The sequence below is a fragment of the Marinobacter sp. W-8 genome, assembly GCF_044342215.1.
Classification (GTDB): Bacteria; Pseudomonadota; Gammaproteobacteria; order Pseudomonadales; family Oleiphilaceae; genus Marinobacter; species Marinobacter nauticus.
In genome coordinates, this window is sequence record NZ_CP172297.1 from 2370234 (window position 1) to 2391600 (window position 21367).

Here is a 21367-nt window from a genome sequence, read left to right on the forward strand (position 1 = left end):
TCTGGAAAATCGCAGCGCAGCGGCCGCCACCGGGGTAGTTCTGCCTGACCGCGCTGGTTATACTTGCCCATTGAATTTCAAGGCGCCTCCGGTGCCCCGAACCCGCAAGGCAGGTTAATGACGGCAGAAACCATCACCGCAGCCGATACCCGAATCAACGCCCGCTGGCTGATTCCCGTCGAACCCTTCGGGGTTGTCCTTGAACACCAGGCCGTAATCCTTCAAGGCAGCCGAATTCTGGCGATCGTGCCGCAGGCTGAGGCAGACCAAAATTATCGCACCCGGGAAACCCTCGACCTGAACCAGCATGTTGTCCTGCCCGGTCTGATCAACCTGCACGGCCACACCGCCATGTCCCTGTTCCGGGGTCTGGCTGACGACCTGCCATTGATGACCTGGCTGAATGATCATATCTGGCCTGCAGAGGGCAAGTTTGTCAGCGAGCAGTTCGTGGCAGACGGCACGCGCCTGGCCATGGCAGAGATGCTCCGCACCGGCACCACCACGTTTTCGGATATGTACTTCTTCCCGGAAGTGACTGCCCAGGCAGCCCACGACACCGGCATGCGTGCACAGATCTGCTTTCCTCTGATGGATATGCCAACGGTATGGGGTTCAGGGCCAGAAGAATACCTGCGCAAAGGTGCGGACCTTATTGAACAATGGCAGCGGGATGACTACATCATGCCTGCCATTGGGCCCCACGCTCCTTACACCGTTTCCGACGGTCCTCTGGGTGCCGCCGTGGAATTAGCGCAGCAAACCGGTGCCGCCATTCAACTGCATTTGCACGAAACCGCCTTTGAAGTAGCGGAAGCGGTAAAAGCCAGCGGGCAGCGACCGCTGGCGCGTATGGCAGACCTGGGTGTTCTCGGAGCCAATACGCAGTGTGTACACATGACCCAGATCGACGAATCCGACCTGGCTCATCTGAAAATGACCGGCGCCCATGTTGTCCATTGCCCGGAGTCCAACCTGAAACTGGCGAGCGGGTTCTGTCCGGTACAGAAACTGCTGGATCACGATATCAATGTCACCATCGGGACCGATGGGGCCGCCAGCAACAACGATCTGGATCTGTTCGGCGAACTGAAAACCGCCGCAATGGTAGCCAAGGCTGTGGCGGACGATGCGGCAGCCCTGTCGGCTCACAAAGCGCTGGAGATGGCGACCCTCAGTGGTGCCCGAGCCCTAGGGCGGGACCATGACATCGGCTCCCTGGTGGCGGGCAAACTGGCAGATCTGATCGCCGTCGACTTGAGCGACCCCTATCTGCAGCCTGTCTACGATCCCGCTTCGCACCTGGTCTACAGCAACCACGGCCGGGCAGTAAGCCACAGCTGGATTCATGGCGTACCACAATTACAGGATGGCAGGCTAACCCGCATCGACGTACCAGATCTGGTTCTGCGGGTGAACGAATGGCGCAAACAGATTCTCAGCTGATTATCCGGAGTAACCCCGAACATGAACAACCAGAACGTAGACCAGAACGAGATTGCGAAATTCGAGGCGCTCGCCAGCCGCTGGTGGGACCCGACCAGTGAATTCAAACCCCTGCACGACATCAACCCGTTGCGACTGAATTACATCGACGAGCGCGTCTCGCTGGCCGGCAAACGGGCTCTGGACGTTGGCTGCGGCGGCGGCCTGCTGTCCGAAGGCATGGCACTTCGGGGCGCCCATGTTACCGGTATCGACATGGGCGAGGCGCCATTGTCGGTGGCCAAGCTCCATGGCCTGGAGTCCGGCGTGAAGGTGGACTATCGCCAGACCACCATTGAGGAACTGGCGCGGGATCCTGAACATGCCGGCCAGTATGACGTGGTTACCTGTCTGGAAATGCTCGAACATGTACCCGACCCGGCATCGGTTATTCGAGCCTGCGCCAGTATGCTGAAACCCGGCGGCCACCTGTTCGTGTCGACCATCAATCGCAACCCCAAGTCGTTCCTCTTTGCCATTGTCGGTGCCGAATACGTTCTGAACTTATTGCCCAAGGGCACCCATGAGTGGAAGAAGTTTATCCGTCCATCGGAGATGTCTGACCATCTTCGCCATGCCGGGCTGGAAGTCCGCGAGCTCACCGGCATGACCTACAACCCTATCACCAAGGTGTACAAGCTTGGGCGGGATGTAGACGTCAATTACCTGATGCATGCCCGGGATACCCGTGAAGACTGAGCAGACACCGGCGGCGGTGCTCTTCGACCTGGACGGCACCCTGATTGACACCGCCCCGGATTTCATCCGCTGCCTGAACCAGCTCCGACAGCAACACGGCATGCCGGCACTGCCCGCAGAACAGATCCGGCGCTCGGTTTCCAACGGCGCCCGGGCGATGATTCGGGTGGGATTCGGGCTGGAGCCCGAACACGAGGGTTATCCTGAAAAGCACACGGCCTTTCTCGATCTCTATGAAACCGGTGTGGCCGTTGAAACCAGCCTGTTCCCGGGCATGGACGAGTTGCTGAGCAGCCTTGAGAGCCGGGGCATTCCCTGGGGGATTGTCACCAACAAGCCCGCACGCTTCGCAGTGCCCCTGATCGAAGCCCTGGGCCTGGCGCAACGCTGTGCCGCCCTGATTTGCCCGGACCATGTGGCTGAACGCAAGCCGCACCCGGAGTCACTGCTGCTGGCCTGCCGTCAGATTCAGGTGGAACCGATAAAATCTGTTTATGTCGGTGATCATGAACGGGACATTGAAGCGGGCCGGAACGCTGGAATGCACACCATCGCGGTGCGTTACGGCTACATAGAGCAACCGGAGACCGTTGACCTGTGGCAAGCCGACCGCATCGCCGATACCGTCAGCGACCTGACAAAGCTGTTACAATAGCGCCCAATTATTTTCGACCGGGCTGGCCAAGGCCTGGTCTGGCCTGATTTACGGAGACAGGTTATGCAAGATTACCAGGCACCCGCCGATCTTCTGAAAGACCGCATTGTCATGGTAACCGGTGCCGGCAGTGGTATCGGACGCGCTGCCGCCAAAGCCTTTGCTGCCCATGGCGCCACCGTCATCCTGGTTGGGCGTACGGTCTCGCGGCTGGAGGAAGTCTACGACGAGATTGAAGCTGCTGGCCACCCCAAACCTGCCATCGTGCCTATGAACTTTGAAGGGGCGGCGGTCAAGGATTATGAAGAGCTGGCCATGACCCTGGAAGACAATTTCGGTCGCCTGGACGGTCTCCTGCACAATGCCGGGATTCTGGGTGCTCGCAGCCCGGTTGAGCTGTACGATCCGGAAACCTGGAACAAGGTCATGCACGTGAATGCCACAGCGCCATTCCTGCTGAGCCGGGCGATGATTCCGCTGCTGCGCAAATCCGATGACGCCTCCGTGATCTTTACCTCTTCCGGCGTTGGTCGGCAGGCACGGGCATACTGGGGCGCCTACGCCGTCTCCAAGTTTGCCGTTGAGGGCCTGGCCCAGTTACTCGCCGACGAACTGGACGACGAGCGCCACAATATCCGGGTAAACAGCCTGAACCCGGGCGCGACTCGCACAGGCATGCGGGTGCTGGCCTACCCGGCGGAAGATCCGAAGAAAAACCCGGACCCGGAGCAGCTGATGCCCGTTTACCTGTATCTGATGGGCCGGGACAGCAAAGGCGTTCATGGCCAGCAAATTGACGCGCAGCCGAAAAAATAATGGAACTGCTTTTTTACACCACATCCCAGTGCCATTTGTGCGAACTGGCAGAGGCGCTGCTGGTCAGCACCCCGATGCCCGAGCCCATTCCGGTGGATGTGGTGGACATCGCCCAGTCCGAAGCCCTGGTGGAGAGCTACGGCACTCGCATCCCGGTTCTGCGCCGCAACGACACCGGGGCGGAGCTGGACTGGCCGTTCACCAGGGACCAGTTACTCACGTTTCTGCAATGAGGATCCTCTGACATGCTGATGATCATCTCCCCTGCCAAGACTCTGGATTATGAGAGCCCCCTGGCAACGGAAACCCATACCCAACCGGACTTCCTGGACGATGCCTGTGAACTGATTGACCAGCTCAAGGAGCTGGAACCGCATCAGGTCAGCAACCTGATGAGCATCAGCGACAAACTCGGGCAACTGAACGCCGAGCGCTTCCAGAGCTGGCACACACCGTTTACGCTGGATAATGCCCGACAGGCCGTTCTGGCGTTCAAGGGCGACGTCTATACCGGTCTGGATGCCGAGAGTTTCAGTAGTGAGGATTTCAGTTTCGCCCAGAAACACCTGCGGATTCTCTCCGGCCTCTACGGACTGCTGAAACCGCTGGACCTGATGCAGCCCTACCGACTGGAAATGGGCACCCGGTTTGAAAATACCCGGGGCAAAGACCTGTACGCGTTCTGGGGCAGCAAGATTACCGATGCCCTGAACCAGCTCCTGGCCAGTGACGACAAGGTACTGGTGAATCTGGCCTCCAATGAATACTTCAAGAGCGTGCAGAAGAAACACCTGGATGCCCGGCTGGTTACGCCCCAGTTCAAGGACTGGAAAAACGGCCAGTACAAGATGATCAGCTTTTACGCAAAGAAGGCCCGTGGGCTGATGTGCCGTTACGCCATCCAGAATCGAATCACCCAGGCTGATGATCTCAAAGGCTTCAACCTGGATGGGTACTATTTCAGCGAAGACCAATCCGATAACAACAACTGGGTTTTCCTGCGGGACGAGCAGTAGTCAGGCGGTTTTCCGACCTGTGTTTAACACCTTCAGACATCTGTTGATATCGGAGTAGCAATGAACGAAGCAGTATTTTCCCAGATCGCCATGCTGGTGTTTCTGACCGGCCTTATTGCCTGGATGGGCTTCATTGTTTGGGATCTGGCCAAGAAATCCCAGGCCGGCAAATTCGGCACCATCGCCCTGTTCACCGTGCTTGGCGCCGGTGTTGTCGGCTTTATCGTGAAAACCGTGCTGGTGGAGGTTATGCAGATCTGACCGGCCTGCCGTCACTTTACGGCTACCGCCTGGTAGCCGTATCATCCCTCCCCCTTTTTTCGATTCGACAAGCTCCGACCTGACGCAAGGATTCAGACCCATGTGGTTTCGTAATGCCCGTGTTTTCCGTTTCACCAAACCTTTCGATATTTCCGCTGAAGCGCTGGAAGAGAAACTCCAGGCGGACGCATTCAAACCCTGTGGCCCTCAGGAAACCAATCGCCAGGGCTGGGTTCCGCCCCTGGGTAAGCATGGCGACCAGCTGGTGCACAGCGCCAATGGTTATCACCTGATTGCCCTGAGAAAAGAAGAGAAGATCCTGCCCGGGCCAGTGGTGAAGGAGGCTGTGGAAGAGCGTGCCGAAGCCATTGAGCTGGAGCAGGGCCGAAAGGTGCGCCGGAAGGAAAAAGACGAACTGAAAGAGCAGGTGATGCTGGAAATGCTGCCCCAGGCATTTTCCCGCAACCGCCGCTGCTTCGCCTACCTCGCCCCCCAGGACGGCGTGCTGGTGGTCGATGCCGGCTCTGCGAAACAGGCCGAAGATCTAGCCTCCACCCTGCGCAAGAGCCTGGGATCACTGCCTGTGCGACCGCCGGCGGTTGAGCAATCCCCCGCCTTCACCTTCACCGGCTGGCTGAACGAAAGCATTGATCACCCTGCCAACATTACCCTGGGCAGCGAATGCGAACTGAAAGACCCGTCAGAAGATGGCGGCGTGGTACGCTGTAAAGGCCTTGATCTCAAAGCCGACGAGATCCGCAACCACCTGGAAGCTGGCATGCAGGTGACCAAGCTGGCCGTGACCTGGGACGACAATGTCTCGTTCGTACTGGACGAAGAGCTGGGCATACGCCGGCTGAAATTCGGTGAAACCCTGCAAGAGCAATTGGACGACGTCGATGTCGACGACGCCCTGGCCAAGTTTGATGCAGCTTTCACCATCATGACTCTGGAGCTGTCACGGCTGATTCCCGGGCTGCTGGAAGCCCTGGGCGGAGAAGATCGCTCCGCCATCGTCGAAGAGTAATGGAAGCGGGGGCCTACAGGTGCCCCCCTTTTCCCAGCCGTTCCTTCTGCCAGTCTTTCTGCGGCTCGTTCAACACCAGCCGCAGATCCATCACTTCTTCTTCCGGGTTGTATTTGATCTCGAACCCCAGATGCTCGGCCAGCTGCAACATCGGCCGGTTGTCCGGCAACACATTGCCGATCATTTCCATGGTGCCCCGGGCACGGCAATAATCAATCATCTTCTGCATAAGGGCCACACCCAGGCCTTCGCCTTTCATCCGGTCATCTACCATGACGGCGAACTCGCAACGCAGATTGTCGGCATCGGTCCAGGTACGCACCGTACCGAGGGTCTCTTCGCCTTCACCATCTTCACGGGGCGCATTGGCGATGAACACCATTTCCCGGTCATAGTCGATTTGCACCATCTGGGCCACGTCTTCCCGGGAAAAATGCTTGCGGTACTGGAAGAATCGGTAACGGATGGATTCCGGAGACTGATGCTCGTGAAACAGCCGGTGGGCAGGCTCATCCTCCGCCAGCACCGGGCGAATAATCACGCGGCGACCGGATTTGGGCAATACCAGCCACTCCTCCAGCTCTCGCGGGTAGGGCTGGATAATGGGCTTGACCGGATGTTCATCCAGGTCAATGGCGATGTTTACAGCAACGGCGCCCTGCTCATTGAACAACAACGGCGAGATTTCCAGGCCCTTGATCTCCGGTATATCGATCACAATCTGTGACAGCGTCACCAGGGTTTCGGACACTGCCCGGATATCCTCTTCCGGCTTCAGGCTGTGTTCTTTAAGCAGTTTGTACATGTAAGTGCGCCGCAGCAGCTCGCGGGCCAGCACCATGTTCAACGGCGGCAAGGCTATCTGGCGGTCAGTCATGATGTTGATCTGGGCACCGGCTGCCCCACAAACCACCAATGGCCCAAAGACTTCATCACGGGTGATCCCCACACTGAATTCGATGCCGCCAACATGCTGGTAGGAACGCTGGACGGCAAAGCCCAGAAAGCCGCTTTTCGGGAAATGCTCCCGATATTCGTCCATCAGGAAGCGGCAGCTGTCGATGATCACCTGTTCGCTGTTGAGCTTTTTGACCGTGCCCTTATAGCGGCGCTGGGTCGGGCTCAGATCCAGGAACGGATAACACACATCTTCGTGGATGACAGTTACATCAATGGGGCGGCGCTCGACTGCGAAGACCTCCAGCACCTCTTCCACGTCATCACAGTAGACGGTTTCAATGGTATTGATGCCGTAGTCGCAGATCACCCGCCGGGCTTCCCGGTTAGACAGATGCCGCCGGCCATCCCGCAAGGCCCTGGCGACCAGTTTGCGGGTGTTGGCCCGGTCGGCGAAGTGGTCTGTAAACGATTCGGGCGTCTCGGTCAGCAGCCGCTGAATGCGCTGATGCCGAACATGCTGCATAAACGCCATCACCGCTTTTTCCGGGTTAAAGAACGATGGCAGCCCAGCCCGGTAAAACTCTTCCCGGGAATCCATCACCGTGCTCTGCCCCAACCAGCAGGTAAAGATGTTCAGACGGGTGCCCTTGGACGCCTGCACCACGGAATCGGCAATCTGCAAGCTGTCTTCGATCAGTGTGGGTGCGTACATCACCAGTACGTTAGCCACGTTCGGGTCCTTCGCCAGAATCTTGATGGCCTTGCCATAGAGCTCGGGCGTGGCGTCATAGTTCAGGTCGATGGGGTTCTTGCGGGTCCAGTACGGCGGCAACAGTTCTCCCAGTTCCCTGACCGTATCTTCCGACAGCTCCGCCAGTTCACCGCCGAGATCCGCCAGCCGATCTACCGCCAATACGCCGGGGCCCACGCCGTTGGCCATGATGGCCAGGGATTCCCGACGCAGCGGGCGCATCCGGGTCAGGGTTTCCAGGGCATCAAACATCTGGCCAAGCCCGTCCACCCTCAACACACCGGCGCGCTGAAGCATGGCATCGTATACCGGGTCGCTGCGTTTGATACCAGCGGGCAAGGCATGGGTAAACCACTCGGATTCGGGCACCCGTCCGGATTTCACCGCAATCACAGGCTTGGTTCGGGAGGCCACCCGCACCGCTGACATGAAACGCCTGGGATTGGGGATGTTTTCAATGTGCAGAAGAATCGCCCTGGTCTGGGTGTCCTGGGCCAGATAGTCGATCAGGTCGTCGTGATCGATGTCCATGCCATCGCCCAGGGTCAGGAAGTAAGAGAAGCCCACCCCCCTGGCAAAAGCCCAGTCCAGCACCGAACTGGCTATGGTGCCGGACTGCCCCACGAAGGCAACGCGGCCGGGAATGGCCCCCATATGGGCATAGGTGGCGTTCAGATGCCGCGCCGGCACCATCAAACCGATGGTGTTGGGACCCAGCACGCGGATGCCGGTCTCCCGGGCGGCATCGCGCACTGAATACATCAATGGCTGGCCGGTTTTACTGTGAGTCCGGGACATGCCCCCGGTCATTACAATGGCGGTACGCACGCCACATTCACCCAGCTTGCGGATCAATTTGGGCACCGTATCCGGCGGGGTACAGATGATCGCCAGGTCCGGACTGAAATCCAGTTTGGACACTTTGCGCACACAGGGCACCCCGTGCACGTTCTCGTAGTCGCTCTGGTTGACCACCACGAGCCGACCCGGATAGCCGCCGCCCAGCAGGTTCCGCAACACCATACCCCCGAGGTTGTCAGCGCGTTCCGAGGCGCCAATAACGGCAATGGATTCAGGATTGAACAGGCTTTCCAGATAGCGGGTACTCAACGCGGCTCTCCCAGTGGTGTGCGCGACAGGAATGTACAGACTTCAATAAAACGACTTGCTTATCAGTGTATACCTTATCTTAGGTGGCGAATTCATGATGTAAATCGACTAACGGGTTATTAGACCAAAGAAATACGACAGGCTTCGGTTATCCCTGATAACATGAAAGCGATAATAAGCATATTCAGGTTCAGGCATTACCCATGACCACGGCATTTTTTTCCCACGACGACTGCATGAAACACAACATGGGCCCGGAGCACCCGGAAAGCCCAGAGCGTCTTTCAAGCATTCTCGCCTACCTTGCGGATACCAATCTGCAACAGGAACTGGACTGGGTTCGTCCGGAAGAAATCACCCGGGACCAACTGCTGACCGTGCATCCGGAAAGCTATCTGCACCAGCTGGACCTGATGCAGCCAACCCGGGGCCGGGTGTTCACCGACCCGGACACCGCGATGATGCCGGACACCCTGAGAGCGGCGAAGCTGGCCGCGGGGGGCAATGTGCAGGCTGTCGATATGGTGATGAGCAGCCAGGTAACTAACGCTTTTGTCTGCGCCCGGCCACCGGGACACCACGCCGAACGTGCCAAGTCGATGGGGTTCTGTTTCTATAACAATATCGCCCTGGCGGCGATGCGGGCGCTCACCTTCCACCACCTTGAGCGGGTGGCCATTGTCGATTTCGATGTGCATCAGGGTAACGGCACGGTAGATATTGTCAGTGGTGATGAACGCATACTGATGTGTTCCAGCTTTCAGCATCCGTTTTATCCGCACTCCCACGTGCACCGGCAGGCCGACAATATTGTCAATGCGCCGATTGCAGCCGACTGCTCAGCGGCTGAGTACCGCAAGACGGTTGAAGCCGCCTGGCTCAAGAAACTGCAGGATTTTCGTCCGCAACTGGTGTTGATCTCGGCAGGCTTTGACGGGCATCGGCTGGACCCCATGGCGGAGCTGAATCTGGAAACCGAGGATTATCGATGGTTAACGGAAATGCTGGTGAGTGTCGCCCATGACCACTCCAACGACCGCATCATCTCCACGCTGGAAGGCGGGTATCACCTGAAAGCCCTGGCAGAGGGTGTGGCCGCGCACCTGGAAGTCCTGAACGCAGTATATTGAAACTCGGGATGGCGTGTTCCGGCTATCCCGAAAACTCGCTTCCCATACCGTTAGCCTGCAGCAGTTCCGGGCGCTCACCCTGGCGTTGCAAACGAATGGTGGTGCGGCGGTTATCAGCCGGCCGGCGGGAAACCGGATACTGATCGCCGTGGGCCCGGACCGTCAGCATAGTCTCATCAATTCCCCTGGATTTGAGATACTCGGCCACCACGTTGGCTCTTTCCTCCGACAGCGCGCGGTTATCAATCCGGCTACCAATACTGTCGGAATGGCCGTCCACGAAGATTCTCTCTACCGTGCTGTCGGCCATCACGTAGGTCACAATATTGTCGAGCAGGTTCATATCTGCCTGTGACAGGCTGGTACTCCCGCTGGCAAACGGAACCCGGCTGCGCCGAATCTGGTCGAAGTTAACCGGCAGCAGACTGGCCACGCACTCACGATAGCCGGCGTACGGGCCGGAAAAATTCACATTCGACAACTGCACCCGCACGGGCTGGCCGCTGTATACCGCGGCTCGGGTTACTGTCGGCTGCATACCTCGGGACAACCCCTGGGCAATCAACACCGCTTCCCGATTCCCCAGGTTCACCGAGCGCGGACTATCCGTTACCTGCACAGCACCAATGGGGCTCGGTGGAACTCCTGGCCGCCAGGGCGGAGCTTCGACCACTAACTGACCCTGGCCGGGGCGCATCACACTCAGATCCGATTCGAGATAGAAACGCAGGTCTTCCCCTGCCCGGTGCCTGAGCACTGCGCGGCCAAAGCCAGGGACCTCATGGACAAGGGAACACTCAAAGACCGACTCGGAGAGATACCACTGGCTGTTTTCAATACCGGCACCATAACTGGATGACAGCACAGGCGCAGAGGGCAATGACATCAACCCTGCCGTCGCCAGCAATTTCAGCAATCTGCTCTGCCTGAAGAACCAATTGGGTAAAACCATAGGAATGCCCCGTGGAGCCTTTAAACCAGTGAACTAACCGGTTAACGGCGACCCGACCGGGAACTTGAGCCGGATAACTTACGATGAGGTTAAAAACATCTGCTTTTCGCTTCTGATATAATCCGCGAAATTTTGCGCTCGCTTTCGGATACCTTCTCATGACCCGACAGATAACCATCACACGCCCGGACGACTGGCACCTGCACGTGCGCGACGGCGACATTCTGAACGATGTGGTGCCCGCCACCGCCGCCTGCTTCGGCCGCGCTATCATCATGCCTAACCTGGTACCGCCGGTAACCGATGCCAGCGCGGCCATGGCGTACAGGGATCGCATTCAGACCGCGGCCCGGGGAACGGACTTCCAGCCCCTGATGACCCTGTATCTGACCGAGAGCACCACCGCCGAGACCATTCGTGAAGCCAAAGCCGCCGGCGTAGAGGCAGCGAAACTGTACCCGGCTGGCGCCACCACCAACTCTGCCTCCGGCGTAACGGACATTCGCAATATCTACCCGGTGCTGGAGGCGATGGCGGATTGCGGCATGCTGTTGCTGGTACACGGCGAGGTGACCGACAGCGACATCGATATTTTCGATCGGGAAAAGGTGTTTCTGGAGCGGGTTCTGGCACCAACGCTGGCAGCGTTCCCGTCGCTCCGGGTGGTTCTTGAGCATATCACCACGGCCGATTCGGCCGAATTTGTCCGTAGCCACCAAGGCAATAACCTCGGAGCAACTCTCACACCACAGCATCTGATGTATAACCGCAATCACATGCTGGTCGGCGGTATTCGCCCACACCTTTACTGCCTGCCCATCCTCAAGCGCAACAAGCATCAGCAAGCACTCAGAGAGGCGGTGGCCAGTGGCGATCCCCGCTTCTTCCTGGGCACGGATTCTGCCCCACACGCGAAAGACAAGAAGGAAGCCGCCTGCGGCTGTGCTGGCTGTTACTCCGCCTACGGCGCCATCGGCCTGTATGCCGATATCTTCGAGGAACTGGGCATTCTGGACAAGCTGGAAGCCTTTGCCAGCTTCAACGGCGCCGATTTCTATGGCCTGCCCCGGAACACCGACACCGTGACGCTGATCCGGGAACCCTGGACCATGCCAGAGAACCTGCCTCTGGCCGGCGGCGGCATTGTTCCGTTGAAGGCCGGCGAAACCGTTAACTGGCGCCTGGCGTAAACCCTATTCATTCACTACCACGAACATCGGAGTTCGAGTGTCAGACGAAAACAAACAGCCCCACCCCATGTCCCAGCGCTTTCGCGGCTTTCTGCCGGTGGTGGTCGATGTGGAAACCGCCGGCTTCAACCCGGAACGTGATGCTCTGCTGGAAATCGCCGCCGTAATGCTGACCATGGATGAGGATGGCTGGCTGCGCCGGGGCGAAACCCACGTGCAGCAGATCGACCCGTTCGAAGGCGCCAATCTGGAGCAGTCGGCCCTGGATTTCACCGGTATCGATCCTTGGAATCCGGAGCGGGAGGCGGTACCGGAACGGGAAGGCCTGAGCGAGATTTTTTCTCCCATCCGCAAGGCGGTAAAAGAACACGACTGCAAGCGCGCGGTACTGGTGGGCCACAATGCCACGTTTGATCATAATTTCGTTTTCGCGGCAGCGCTGCGGGCCGATATCAAACGCAACCCGTTCCATCCATTCTCGACGTTTGATACCGCTACCCTGGCGGGCCTCGCCTACGGCCACACCGTGCTGGCCCAGGCCTGTAAACTGGCGGGCATTCCCTTCAGCAACAAGGAAGCCCACTCTGCCGCCTACGACGCGGAAAAGACAGCAGACCTGTTCTGCGGCATCGTCAATCGCTGGCGTGAACTGGGCGGGTTTCCGCCGCCGCCAATCGAAATTGCAGAAGAACCCCAGAAATGAAATCTCCAACCTGAAACGAAAAAACCCGCCGAGGCGGGTTTTTTTGGCTTATAACGACGATTACCAGTATATCCCCCGCATAATCGCCGCAAAGGCCACCTGCTCGGTAGAGACTTTCGGCTTTTCGCCGGAATTGCTGCCAGCGGCTGCTGGAGAATCCGGGAACATCCGGTAGCCGGTATTCATAATGATCTCACCCATCTTCGGTGCCAGCGCATGCAGAACCTGCGCGAACACGCCAAGACGGGTGGCAATGCGCTTGGGCCGGTACACAATCGCATCCGCCACCATCTGCGCGGCTTCATCCGGTGTCAGCGTCGGCACCGAATCGTAGATCTTGGTGGGCGCGATCATCGGCGTTTTCACCAACGGCATGTTGATGGTGGTGAAGGTCACGTTGCGATCCGACCATTCCGCAGCGGCACAGCGGCTGAACGCGTCCAGTGCGGACTTCGAGGCGACATAGGCCGAGAAACGCGGAGCGTTGGTAAGTACCCCGATGGAAGAAATATTCACCACGTGCCCGCGGCGACGCTCCAGCATGGCTGGCGCAAAGCCCATGATCAGCCGAACGGAGCCAAAGTAGTTGAGCTGCATGGTCCGCTCAAAATCGTGGAACCGGTCAAAAGACAACGCCAGGGAGCGGCGGATGGAGCGACCCGCGTTATTCACCAGTACATCCACGTGGCCGTGATTATCGAGCACCGTCTTCACAAAGCGGTCGCAGTCGTCCATGTCCGAAAAGTCGCACTGGTACGCATGCACGTTGCCGCCTTTGGCCTCCAGACTGGCCGCCACTTCATCCAGAGTTTCCTTGGTGCGCGCACCAATGACCAGAATGGCACCGGCCTCTGCCAGCTTCTCTGCCGTTGCCAGGCCAATACCTGAGGTCGCGCCGGTGACCACGCAAACCTTACCTTCAACCGTGCCCTTGAGAGTGCGGTCCTTGAACAGATCCGGGTCAAGATTGCGCTCCCAGTAGTCCCAGATCACCGGGGCATAGGACGGCAGACGCGGCACCTCAATGTCTGTGCCCTTCAGAACCCGCTCCAGCTCCCGGGTATCAAAACGGGTCGGGTAGTTAATGAAGGACATCACCGAGGGCGGAATGCCCATGTCATCCAGAAGCGCACCAGTAATGCGCTTGACCGGAGGCAGATTCTTGATGCTCTGGCGAATAAACGGCGGAATAAAACCGAACATCCGGGAATCGATGCGCATACCCATGCGGGGGGCATGGCCGGCCTCGCAGAAGATATTGAGGATCTCACCCACCTTGTACGGATCGGAGTCCACCAGATGGAAACAGTTGCCATCTTCGCCCTCCAGATGGGCAATGTGATCCAGGGCGTCGACCACGAAATCCACCGGTACAATGTTCAGCCGGCCACCTTCAATACCGATGGTGGGTACCCACTGGGGCAACGCATGACGGATCTTCTGAATCATCTTGAAGAAGTAATAGGGCCCGTCCACCTTGTCCATTTCGCCGGTTTCCGAATGGCCAATGACCATACCAGGGCGGTAGATGCGGAACGGAACCTTGCATTCTTCACGCACAACTTTTTCGGATTCGTGCTTGGTGCGCAGGTAAGGATGATCAAGCTTCTCGGCTTCTTCGAACATATCCTCCCGGAAGATACCCTTGAACAGACCCGCTGCCGCGATGGATGACACATGATGGAAATGCTTGGCGCCCATGGCTTCTGCAGCCTGAACAGCCGCCCTGGTGCCTTCGATATTGGTGGCGGCCTGGGCTTCTTCGTCTGCGCCCATGTCGTAGACCGCGGCAAGATGGAATACGTGGTCAATATTTCCTTTCAGTGATTTCAGCGTTTTCGCGTCAATACCAAGGTTTTTGCTGGTGAGGTCGCCGATCACAGCCTTCACTTGCTTGTCGTCTGCACCCCAGCGCTCCCGGAGCCGCTCCAGCTTGTCCTGGGACTGCTCGCGAACCAGAACATACACGGTGCCGCCGCGCGCCAAGAGTTTCTCAACCAGAAAACGACCGATAAAACCGGTGCCGCCTGTCAGGAAATAATTCATAGGTACTCCATTCTGCCTGTTGTGTTTTTTTGTCTTTAACCGACACAGATACGACTAAAGTCGTAGCTGATTCCATCGGTCGGCAATTCTACTTAATTGCAACCCTCAAGTATCGAACTTTTTTAGAGTTTTTACTCTGTAACCCATTGTTTTTGTTAGAGCCATTACTCTAAAAGCAGCCAACTCCACCTCACTCCCTGTCCGGTTTATCGACACAATGTGATTGAGATTAGCACAAGAAACCGCGACCACCGCATTGGGTCATTTAATTACGACGAGGCAATGCAAGAGGTTCTTACCAATGACATAATCGGGAACTTCCAGCGCCATCCGGCGTCACTAACCGAGCCAGACATCAAGGTTTAAAAGAAACTCCCATGCCGAAAAACAATCCGAACACCGAACGCTATATTGCCATCGCCCGTGCCTGCCTGAAGGCCATCAACGACACTGCCGCCGACAGTGGTTCCCGGGAAGACAAGATCCAGGCCGTATACCAGGCAATCGACAAGGCGTTTCAGGCCGAGTTTGCCGATTATCGACAGTCCGTTGCGATCATGGCGACGGTGCTGGAGCGGATCGCCTCTGGTGAACTCGACGCTGACCAGGCGGCCAAACTCGCGCGCCAAACCATAGAACAGAAGCCTGAGAGCGCCAAAAACAACCAGATGCACTGATCCCTTTTCCAACCTGAACGCCATTCCGGAACCCGAGGCCCCATGACTTCGAAACATCCGTTACCTGTTCGATCTCGCTACGCTCTGCTGCAGAGGCTGTTGCTTGTCGTCACCGTGTTACTGGCTCCACTGGCGACAGCCAGTGTGTCACCCACCCAAAGTCCCAACGACCCGAACCAGTACCGGTTCATCGAACTCGACAATGGCTTGCGCGTGATCCTCGCTTCGGACCCGGAAACGGACAAAGCCGCCGCCTCCATGAACGTTGCCGTGGGCAGCGGAAACGACCCGAAAGAGCGGGCAGGCCTGGCGCACTTTCTCGAGCACATGCTGTTTTTGGGCACCGAGAAGTACCCGGAGGCAGGCGAATACCAGCAATTTATTCGCAGCCACGGCGGCAGTCATAACGCGTTCACAGCGTTTGAGGACACCAACTATTTCTTTGATGTCGAAGCCGAGTTTCTGGAGCCGGCGCTGGACCGGTTCGCCCAACAGTTTTCTCATCCTCTGTTCACGCCGGAACTGGTGGATCGTGAGCGCAATGCCGTCCACTCCGAGTACAGTTCCAAGCTTAAAGATGACGGCCGGCGCCTGCTTTCTGTCAGGAAGGCGGCGGGCAATCAGAAGCATGCCTTCAGCCAGTTTGCGGTCGGCAACCTGGAGACCCTGGAAAATACCGAAGGCAACCCGCTTCGGCCTGACCTGATTCGTTTCTGGGAAGAAAACTATTCGGCGAACATCATGACCCTGGCAGTCTACGGCCCACAGCCGCTGGATGAGCTGGAACGCATGGTGCAGGAGCGCTTTGGCGCCATCGCCAACCGTAACCTTGAACCCAAGGTTCACCCTCACCCGCTGTACGACACCTCCCGGTTGCCAGAGAAAGTGACAGCCGAGACGCTGAAAGACAATCGCAGCATAACGCTGTCTTTCCCGATCCCCTCTCAGCAGCGTTACTACAAAAGCAAACCCGCAGCCTACGTTGCCAACCTGCTGGGCCACGAAGGCCCCGGCAGCCTGTTTGACGTTCTGAAACGCGCAGGCATGGTAGAAAGCCTTTCCGCAGGCACAGGGATGGACACCGGCGAACACGCCACTCTCGACATCAGCATGTCGCTCACCCGGGAAGGCCTGGAACACCAGGATGAGATCATTGCCCTCACCTTTGAATATATAGATCGTATTCGTGACAACGGCATCAGCCAGCAACGCTTCAACGAGATGCGACAGCTGGCCATGATTGATTTCCGTTTCCGGGAACGCGCTGAAGCGCAAAGCGAGGCCATGCGACTGTCCAGACTCCTCAAGGACTATCCGCCTGAAGATGTTCTAAGCGCCCCCTGGCTGTTGGAGAGGTATGCCCCAGAGCAATACAAGGCGATCCTCGATCAGCTGAAACCAGCCAACCTTAAAGTCTGGGTTGCCGCCCCCAACCTGGACGCGAGCGAGCCGAACCTCACGCGGTGGTATCAGACGCCATGGGTCAGGACGCCCCTGAACCTCGATAACCCGGCAGCTCCCAGCCTGGCTGAACAGCTTGCCCTGCCCGAATCCAACCCCTTTGTTCCAGAAGATCTCGAACTGGTGGGGGGGGACAGCATGGCTCACCCGGAGAAAATTGCCGAACTGGACGGACTGGATATCTGGTACGCCCGGGATACCCGTTTCGCCACTCCGAAAGCCAATCTGTTTGTCAGCCTGAGAACGCCGGCAGCGCGGGAATCCGCCCGGAGTTCAGTGCTCACACAACTGCTGGTGGACGCCATTAACACCAACCTCAACGCCTGGGCCTATTCTGCCCGGCTGGCCGGGCTGGACTACAGCGTCTACCCCCATCTTCGTGGCGTTACCATCCGTGTCGGCGGTTACAGCGACAAGCTGCACAAGCTGGCTAACCAGATATTGCTGGAGTTCGCCAATCCCGCCCTTACCGAACAGCGATTCAGGATTGCGCGACAGAACCTGATGGATGCTCTGGAAAACAAGAGCAAAGAACGGCCGGTGCAGCAGACTTCGGAATTTGTCCAAACCGCATTGCTGGAAGGCACGTTTCCCGCGGAGGAGCGCCTGGCCGCTGCGCGCGACGTCACACTGAATGAGCTGAGGGGGTTTGCCGGCAGTTTCCTCGCCCGCACTGATCCCGTCATGCTCGCCCATGGCAACCTGACACAGGCCAGTGCCCTGAATATGGCCAGACAGGTACAGGCTCTGGTGCTGAACGATCACCAGCGTACCAACGTGGATCGGGCGCGAATTCGCCAGCTGCCTCCGAGCCAGACCGCCGCACATCTGGCGGTTGAGCACCCCGATACCGGTTACACCTTATACCTGCAGGGCAACAACACTTCCTACGCCGAGCGAGCCCGGTATCGGTTGCTGGCACAAATCATCAGTAGCCCGTTCTATGAGGAAATCCGGACCACGCGCCAGCTCGGATACATCGTCTACGCGACCGCGTTCGAGATTCTGGAAACGCCGGCGCTCGGGCTGGTTGTGCAATCCCCATCCGCTGATGCATCTGCCATCGACTCGGCCGTCAAGGAATTCAGCCAAACCTTTGCGCAACAACTGGCGGAGATGGATGACACCCGGATTAAGCGGGAAAAACAGGCGGTGATCAGCCAACTGCTGGAGCGTGACCGGCAACTGAGCGAAGTCTCCAGCCGATACTGGCGGGAGATCGACCGGGAAAATGCCGAGTTTAACAGCCGACAAGCCCTGGCCGACGCTATTCGGAACGTATCGCTGGAGGAACTGAAAGAGACCTTCGAACAGGCCATGCTTGAACGACAACGTGCTCTGCTGGTCACCACCGGAGGCGATGCCGTGAATGATGAGGCGATCCTTCAGATCCTGCGGGACCTGGGCCCTGTACCGAAGGATTGACGAGAGATACTACGAACCTGCCCGGCGATCATTCGCCTGCCGGGCAGGTTGTCGGGTTAACAAAGCCGGTTACAGATCCACCGCAAACTGATTGAAATACACCACAGACCCAGTGCCGGTCCCCACATTCAGAATGCTGAATGCCACCTTGCCCTTCTCCTGAATAAAAGCAAACTTGTCGCTTTCATTCTTTACTTCGTAGTTCTCGGTGTCGTTTTTCTTCTCGTTATACACAGACAAGGCTCCGTCCTGGCTGCCATGACGAATCTGGGCCATGGAGACAATAATCTGGGGAATATCCTTTGCCTTGTTGAACGTCAGAATCCAGATGCCCGAGTCGTTGGTGGGCAACATCACCTGCACAAAGCCTTTCTCGGCGCCATCCTGGTATTTAGAGCTGGCCAGGTCGTTCATGCCAACCCAGTAGGAGTACCAGTTGCCTTCCAAAGCAACGTCAATGGTGTCAAATACCTTGACCTTCACACTGTTGTCGGGATCACTGACACCCAGCTGTTTCACAACGGTAGTCAGCAGGGATTTCGTGCCCTCGCCGTAGGAGTCAAAGCCACCAAAACTCTGAGCCAGACTGGCCTGGGAGAAAGACACGACCAGCAACAGCGCAAGCAACTTGTAGAACTTCATGCAGATTTCCTTTTTATCCGGTACTTGATCCGACGGCTCCGCGCCATCCCCTGCCTGTAAACAGGCCGAGCCTATGATAGTCAGCGACTACCCACGTGATCTACCCGGAAACGGCAAGACAGTGTGAACAAATGAAAAATGACGGCCTTGAGCCCGCTGCCTCAGGCCGTTATCATACCGCCTCCTTTACGATGCCCCCGTAGCTCATCTGGATAGAGCGTCCCCCTCCTAAGGGGAAGGTAGCAGGTTCGAGTCCTGCCGGGGGTACCACCTGCACTTCCACCAAGATCCACCACCTTCCATATACCACTGTTTTTAAACGTTTTAACCTCACCCTTTAGTCCACTGAACTCCACCAAATTCCATGCAGAGCCATGCTTTTTGGGGGTACTTCTGGGGGTGCAAATCGCGATGCACCCCGTTATAGTGAAATTTGTACCCCCACTGCGGAGCCACCCCCCCATGGCAACAGACAAACTAAAGGACAGACAGGTCAAGTCAGCCACCTTCGCGAAGTACGGAAAGCGCACCAAGCTCTCGGACAGCCAAGGCATGCACCTGGATATCCAGCCCTCCGGAAAGTACTGGCGCATGAAGTATCGGTTCGATGGCAAGGAGAAAACACTGGCCCTCGGGGTATACCCGGACGTTTCGTTGAAGGTGGCTCGTCAAAGGCGTTCAGAAGCACGACAACAGATTGCTACAGGCACCGACCCCAACGAAACCAAAAAGCAACTGAAAGCCGCTCAACAGGAGAAGGCAGATACCTTTAAGGCAGTCGCTGAGGATTGGCTCAAACTGAAGAAAGGCGAACTTGCTGACAGCACACTCGAAGTGGCACGGAGGCGACTTGAGACCTGGGCTTACCCCAAGCTGGGGCACCTGCCATTGTCAGAAATAAAGCCTGCCACAGTGCTTGAGGCCCTCCGTGAAATAGAAAACCAACGCAAACATGAGACAGCCCATCGTATTCGGCAACGCATTGGCGAGTGACCCTGACCCCGTATTAGGTCCACCCAGAGTTGGAAAAATCCGGCTCCAGTTGCTTCTGTTTTCTTCGTGAAACCGCATGTTTCCTGGCGTAGTCCGAGGGCGTGGACCACTCCAATGCGGAATGGGGTCTGACTTGGTTATAGAACGCCCTCCATGCTTCGATTTTCTCCCGGGCGTCGGCCAGTGACAAGAACCAGTTTTCGTTCAGACACTCCTGCCGGAGTCGTCCATTGAAGGACTCTACCGTCGCATTGTCGGTAGGCTTGCCCGGTCGCGAGAAGTCGATTTCGATGTTTCGCTCATAGGCCCAGCGATCCATGACCTTGCCGGCAAACTCCGAACCGTTATCGGTCTTAAGAACTTCAGGATTACCTCGAAACCGTGCAATCGCCGTCAGGGCTTCTTGAACATCGTGGCCCTTCAGGCTCTGACCAACCACAATGCCAAGGCACTCCCGGGTGAAAAGGTCGATGATCGTCAGCAGGCGTAGCCTGCGGCCATCAAACAGCGCATCCGAGACAAAATCCATGCCCCAGATGTGATTGGGATGGTTGGCTTGTTGAAGTGGCTGACGGTTCTTGGCTGCCTTGTTGCGCCTGGGACGCTTGAGGCGAAGCGACAATCCCTGGTCCCGATAAAGCCGGTAAACCCGCTTGTGGTTATCACGCCAGCCCTCTCGTTGGAGTTGGACATGCACACGCCGGTAACCGTAGTGAAGCCGCGTGAGAGTAATCTCGCGGATCCTCATCGACAATGCCGATGAATCCCTCGCCACTGATTGGTATCGACAAGACACCCGAGAAAACTGCAAGACCGCACACGCCTGGCGTTCGCTGACTCCGTACCGTGCTTGTAAGTCAGCCACCAGTTGGCGTTTACGAGGCGGTCTCAGAGCTTTTTTGCCACCACATCCTGGAGCATAGCCTTGTCCAGGCTCAAGTCGGCCACCAGCTTCTTGAGGCGATGGTTTTCCTCCTCCAGTTGCTTGAGCCGCTTCAGCTCGGACGGGCCAAGGCCGCCATACTTCTTGCGCCAGTTGTAGAACGTGGCATCCGAGACGCCCATCTTGCGACAGACTTCGGGAACCGGGGTGCCCAGCTCGGCCTGCTTCAGGGCAAAGGCAATCTGCTCTTCGGTGTAACGGGATCGCTTCATGGCATGATCTCCTGCTCAGGGCTCTATCATGCCGGATTTTCCAGTTTTAAATGGACCTAAATTCTGGGGTAGGGTCACTCCACTCTGATATGGACATTATGTACCAAACAAAAGAGGGGCATTGACGAGCCGCTATCCCATCGGTACTCTGCATTTTCGATGACGGGTTTGTCCCGTTATTATCGGCCAGTGGTGGAATTGGTAGACACAGCGACTTGCCATGTCGCCGCCCTCGGGCATGCGGGTTCGAGTCCCGCCTGGTATATGACTTTG

The 21367-nt window shown here is 57.5% G+C and carries 19 protein-coding genes and 2 tRNA genes; 16 read left to right on the top strand and 5 right to left on the bottom strand.

Annotation, left to right across the window (positions count from 1 at the left end):
- Positions 1-117: 117 nt before the first annotated feature.
- The 8 genes from ACF8YQ_RS11030 (at position 118) to rdgC (ending at position 5959) form a co-directional block, all read left to right on the top strand.
- Complete coding sequence (locus ACF8YQ_RS11030) at positions 118-1446, top strand: TRZ/ATZ family hydrolase (protein WP_396621392.1); 1329 nt, start codon at positions 118-120, stop codon at positions 1444-1446.
- Positions 1447-1467: 21 nt separating this feature from the next.
- Positions 1468-2184: a bifunctional 2-polyprenyl-6-hydroxyphenol methylase/3-demethylubiquinol 3-O-methyltransferase UbiG gene (gene ubiG, locus ACF8YQ_RS11035; protein ID WP_014421957.1), complete on the top strand. Its 717-nt coding sequence runs from the start codon at positions 1468-1470 to the stop codon at positions 2182-2184.
- Positions 2159-2839 carry a phosphoglycolate phosphatase gene (gene gph / locus ACF8YQ_RS11040; RefSeq protein WP_158011885.1) on the top strand — a complete coding sequence of 227 codons (681 nt, stop codon included), beginning with the start codon at positions 2159-2161 and terminating at the stop codon, positions 2837-2839. Before ubiG ends, gph begins: the two co-directional genes overlap by 26 nt.
- Positions 2840-2902: 63 nt before the next feature.
- Positions 2903-3655, top strand: coding sequence for a YciK family oxidoreductase (locus tag ACF8YQ_RS11045; RefSeq protein ID WP_396621393.1), 753 nt, complete (start codon positions 2903-2905; stop codon positions 3653-3655).
- Positions 3655-3888 carry a glutaredoxin family protein gene (locus ACF8YQ_RS11050; protein ID WP_396621394.1) on the top strand — a complete coding sequence of 78 codons (234 nt, stop codon included), beginning with the start codon at positions 3655-3657 and terminating at the stop codon, positions 3886-3888. The genes ACF8YQ_RS11045 and ACF8YQ_RS11050 overlap by 1 nt, the downstream gene beginning before the upstream one ends.
- A gap of 12 nt (positions 3889-3900) precedes the next feature.
- Positions 3901-4671 carry a peroxide stress protein YaaA gene (gene yaaA / locus ACF8YQ_RS11055; protein WP_396621395.1) on the top strand — a complete coding sequence of 257 codons (771 nt, stop codon included), beginning with the start codon at positions 3901-3903 and terminating at the stop codon, positions 4669-4671.
- Between the two features lie 60 nt (positions 4672-4731).
- A complete protein-coding gene (locus ACF8YQ_RS11060) occupies positions 4732-4932 on the top strand; it encodes a DUF2788 domain-containing protein (RefSeq protein WP_011785959.1) in 201 nt (66 codons plus the stop codon).
- A gap of 100 nt (positions 4933-5032) precedes the next feature.
- Positions 5033-5959, top strand: a complete 927-nt coding sequence (rdgC, locus tag ACF8YQ_RS11065) for a recombination-associated protein RdgC (protein ID WP_396621396.1) — start codon at positions 5033-5035, stop codon at positions 5957-5959.
- A 13-nt stretch (positions 5960-5972) separates the two neighbouring features.
- Here the strand turns inward: rdgC and ACF8YQ_RS11070 are convergent, their stop codons facing one another.
- Positions 5973-8720, bottom strand: coding sequence for a GNAT family N-acetyltransferase (locus ACF8YQ_RS11070; RefSeq protein WP_396621397.1), 2748 nt, complete (start codon positions 8718-8720; stop codon positions 5973-5975).
- A gap of 203 nt (positions 8721-8923) precedes the next feature.
- Between ACF8YQ_RS11070 and ACF8YQ_RS11075 the strand changes: the two genes are divergently transcribed.
- Positions 8924-9850: a histone deacetylase family protein gene (locus ACF8YQ_RS11075; protein ID WP_226595777.1), complete on the top strand. Its 927-nt coding sequence runs from the start codon at positions 8924-8926 to the stop codon at positions 9848-9850.
- Positions 9851-9872: 22 nt separating this feature from the next.
- Here ACF8YQ_RS11075 and ACF8YQ_RS11080 read toward each other — a convergent pair whose 3' ends face one another.
- Positions 9873-10802, bottom strand: coding sequence for an OmpA family protein (locus tag ACF8YQ_RS11080; protein WP_396621398.1), 930 nt, complete (start codon positions 10800-10802; stop codon positions 9873-9875).
- A 158-nt stretch (positions 10803-10960) separates the two neighbouring features.
- On the opposite strand from ACF8YQ_RS11080, the gene pyrC reads away from it, so the two are divergent.
- Positions 10961-11992: a dihydroorotase gene (gene pyrC, locus ACF8YQ_RS11085; protein WP_396621399.1), complete on the top strand. Its 1032-nt coding sequence runs from the start codon at positions 10961-10963 to the stop codon at positions 11990-11992.
- A gap of 37 nt (positions 11993-12029) precedes the next feature.
- Complete coding sequence (gene rnt / locus ACF8YQ_RS11090; RefSeq protein WP_396621400.1) at positions 12030-12695, top strand: ribonuclease T; 666 nt, start codon at positions 12030-12032, stop codon at positions 12693-12695.
- A 60-nt stretch (positions 12696-12755) separates the two neighbouring features.
- Here rnt and ACF8YQ_RS11095 read toward each other — a convergent pair whose 3' ends face one another.
- A complete protein-coding gene (locus ACF8YQ_RS11095; protein WP_224850367.1) occupies positions 12756-14741 on the bottom strand; it encodes an SDR family oxidoreductase in 1986 nt (661 codons plus the stop codon).
- Positions 14742-15118: 377 nt separating this feature from the next.
- On the opposite strand from ACF8YQ_RS11095, the gene ACF8YQ_RS11100 reads away from it, so the two are divergent.
- Positions 15119-15418 carry a hypothetical protein gene (locus ACF8YQ_RS11100; RefSeq protein ID WP_022992890.1) on the top strand — a complete coding sequence of 100 codons (300 nt, stop codon included), beginning with the start codon at positions 15119-15121 and terminating at the stop codon, positions 15416-15418.
- Between the two features lie 42 nt (positions 15419-15460).
- On the top strand, positions 15461-18304 hold the full coding sequence (locus ACF8YQ_RS11105) for an insulinase family protein (protein WP_396621401.1): 2844 nt from the start codon (positions 15461-15463) through the stop codon (positions 18302-18304).
- A 69-nt stretch (positions 18305-18373) separates the two neighbouring features.
- Here ACF8YQ_RS11105 and ACF8YQ_RS11110 read toward each other — a convergent pair whose 3' ends face one another.
- Entirely contained in the window at positions 18374-18946 is a 573-nt protein-coding gene (locus ACF8YQ_RS11110) for a hypothetical protein (RefSeq protein WP_011785969.1), read from the bottom strand.
- Between the two features lie 193 nt (positions 18947-19139).
- Between ACF8YQ_RS11110 and ACF8YQ_RS11115 the strand changes: the two genes are divergently transcribed.
- Together ACF8YQ_RS11115 and ACF8YQ_RS11120 are read left to right on the top strand one after the other, a co-directional pair.
- Positions 19140-19216 (top strand) — tRNA-Arg (locus tag ACF8YQ_RS11115).
- A 192-nt stretch (positions 19217-19408) separates the two neighbouring features.
- Positions 19409-19939, top strand: a complete 531-nt coding sequence (locus ACF8YQ_RS11120) for a tyrosine-type recombinase/integrase (RefSeq protein WP_396621402.1) — start codon at positions 19409-19411, stop codon at positions 19937-19939.
- Between the two features lie 13 nt (positions 19940-19952).
- Here ACF8YQ_RS11120 and ACF8YQ_RS11125 read toward each other — a convergent pair.
- Positions 19953-21094, bottom strand: a protein-coding gene (locus ACF8YQ_RS11125; RefSeq protein WP_396621403.1) for an IS3 family transposase whose coding sequence is annotated in 2 segments (ribosomal slippage) — positions 19953-20842 and positions 20842-21094 — 1143 coding nt in all. Because the reading frame shifts where the segments join, the coding sequence is not laid out codon by codon here.
- A gap of 183 nt (positions 21095-21277) precedes the next feature.
- Here ACF8YQ_RS11125 and ACF8YQ_RS11130 point away from each other — a divergent pair.
- Positions 21278-21359: transfer RNA gene (locus ACF8YQ_RS11130), tRNA-Gly, on the top strand.
- Positions 21360-21367 lie beyond the last annotated feature (8 nt).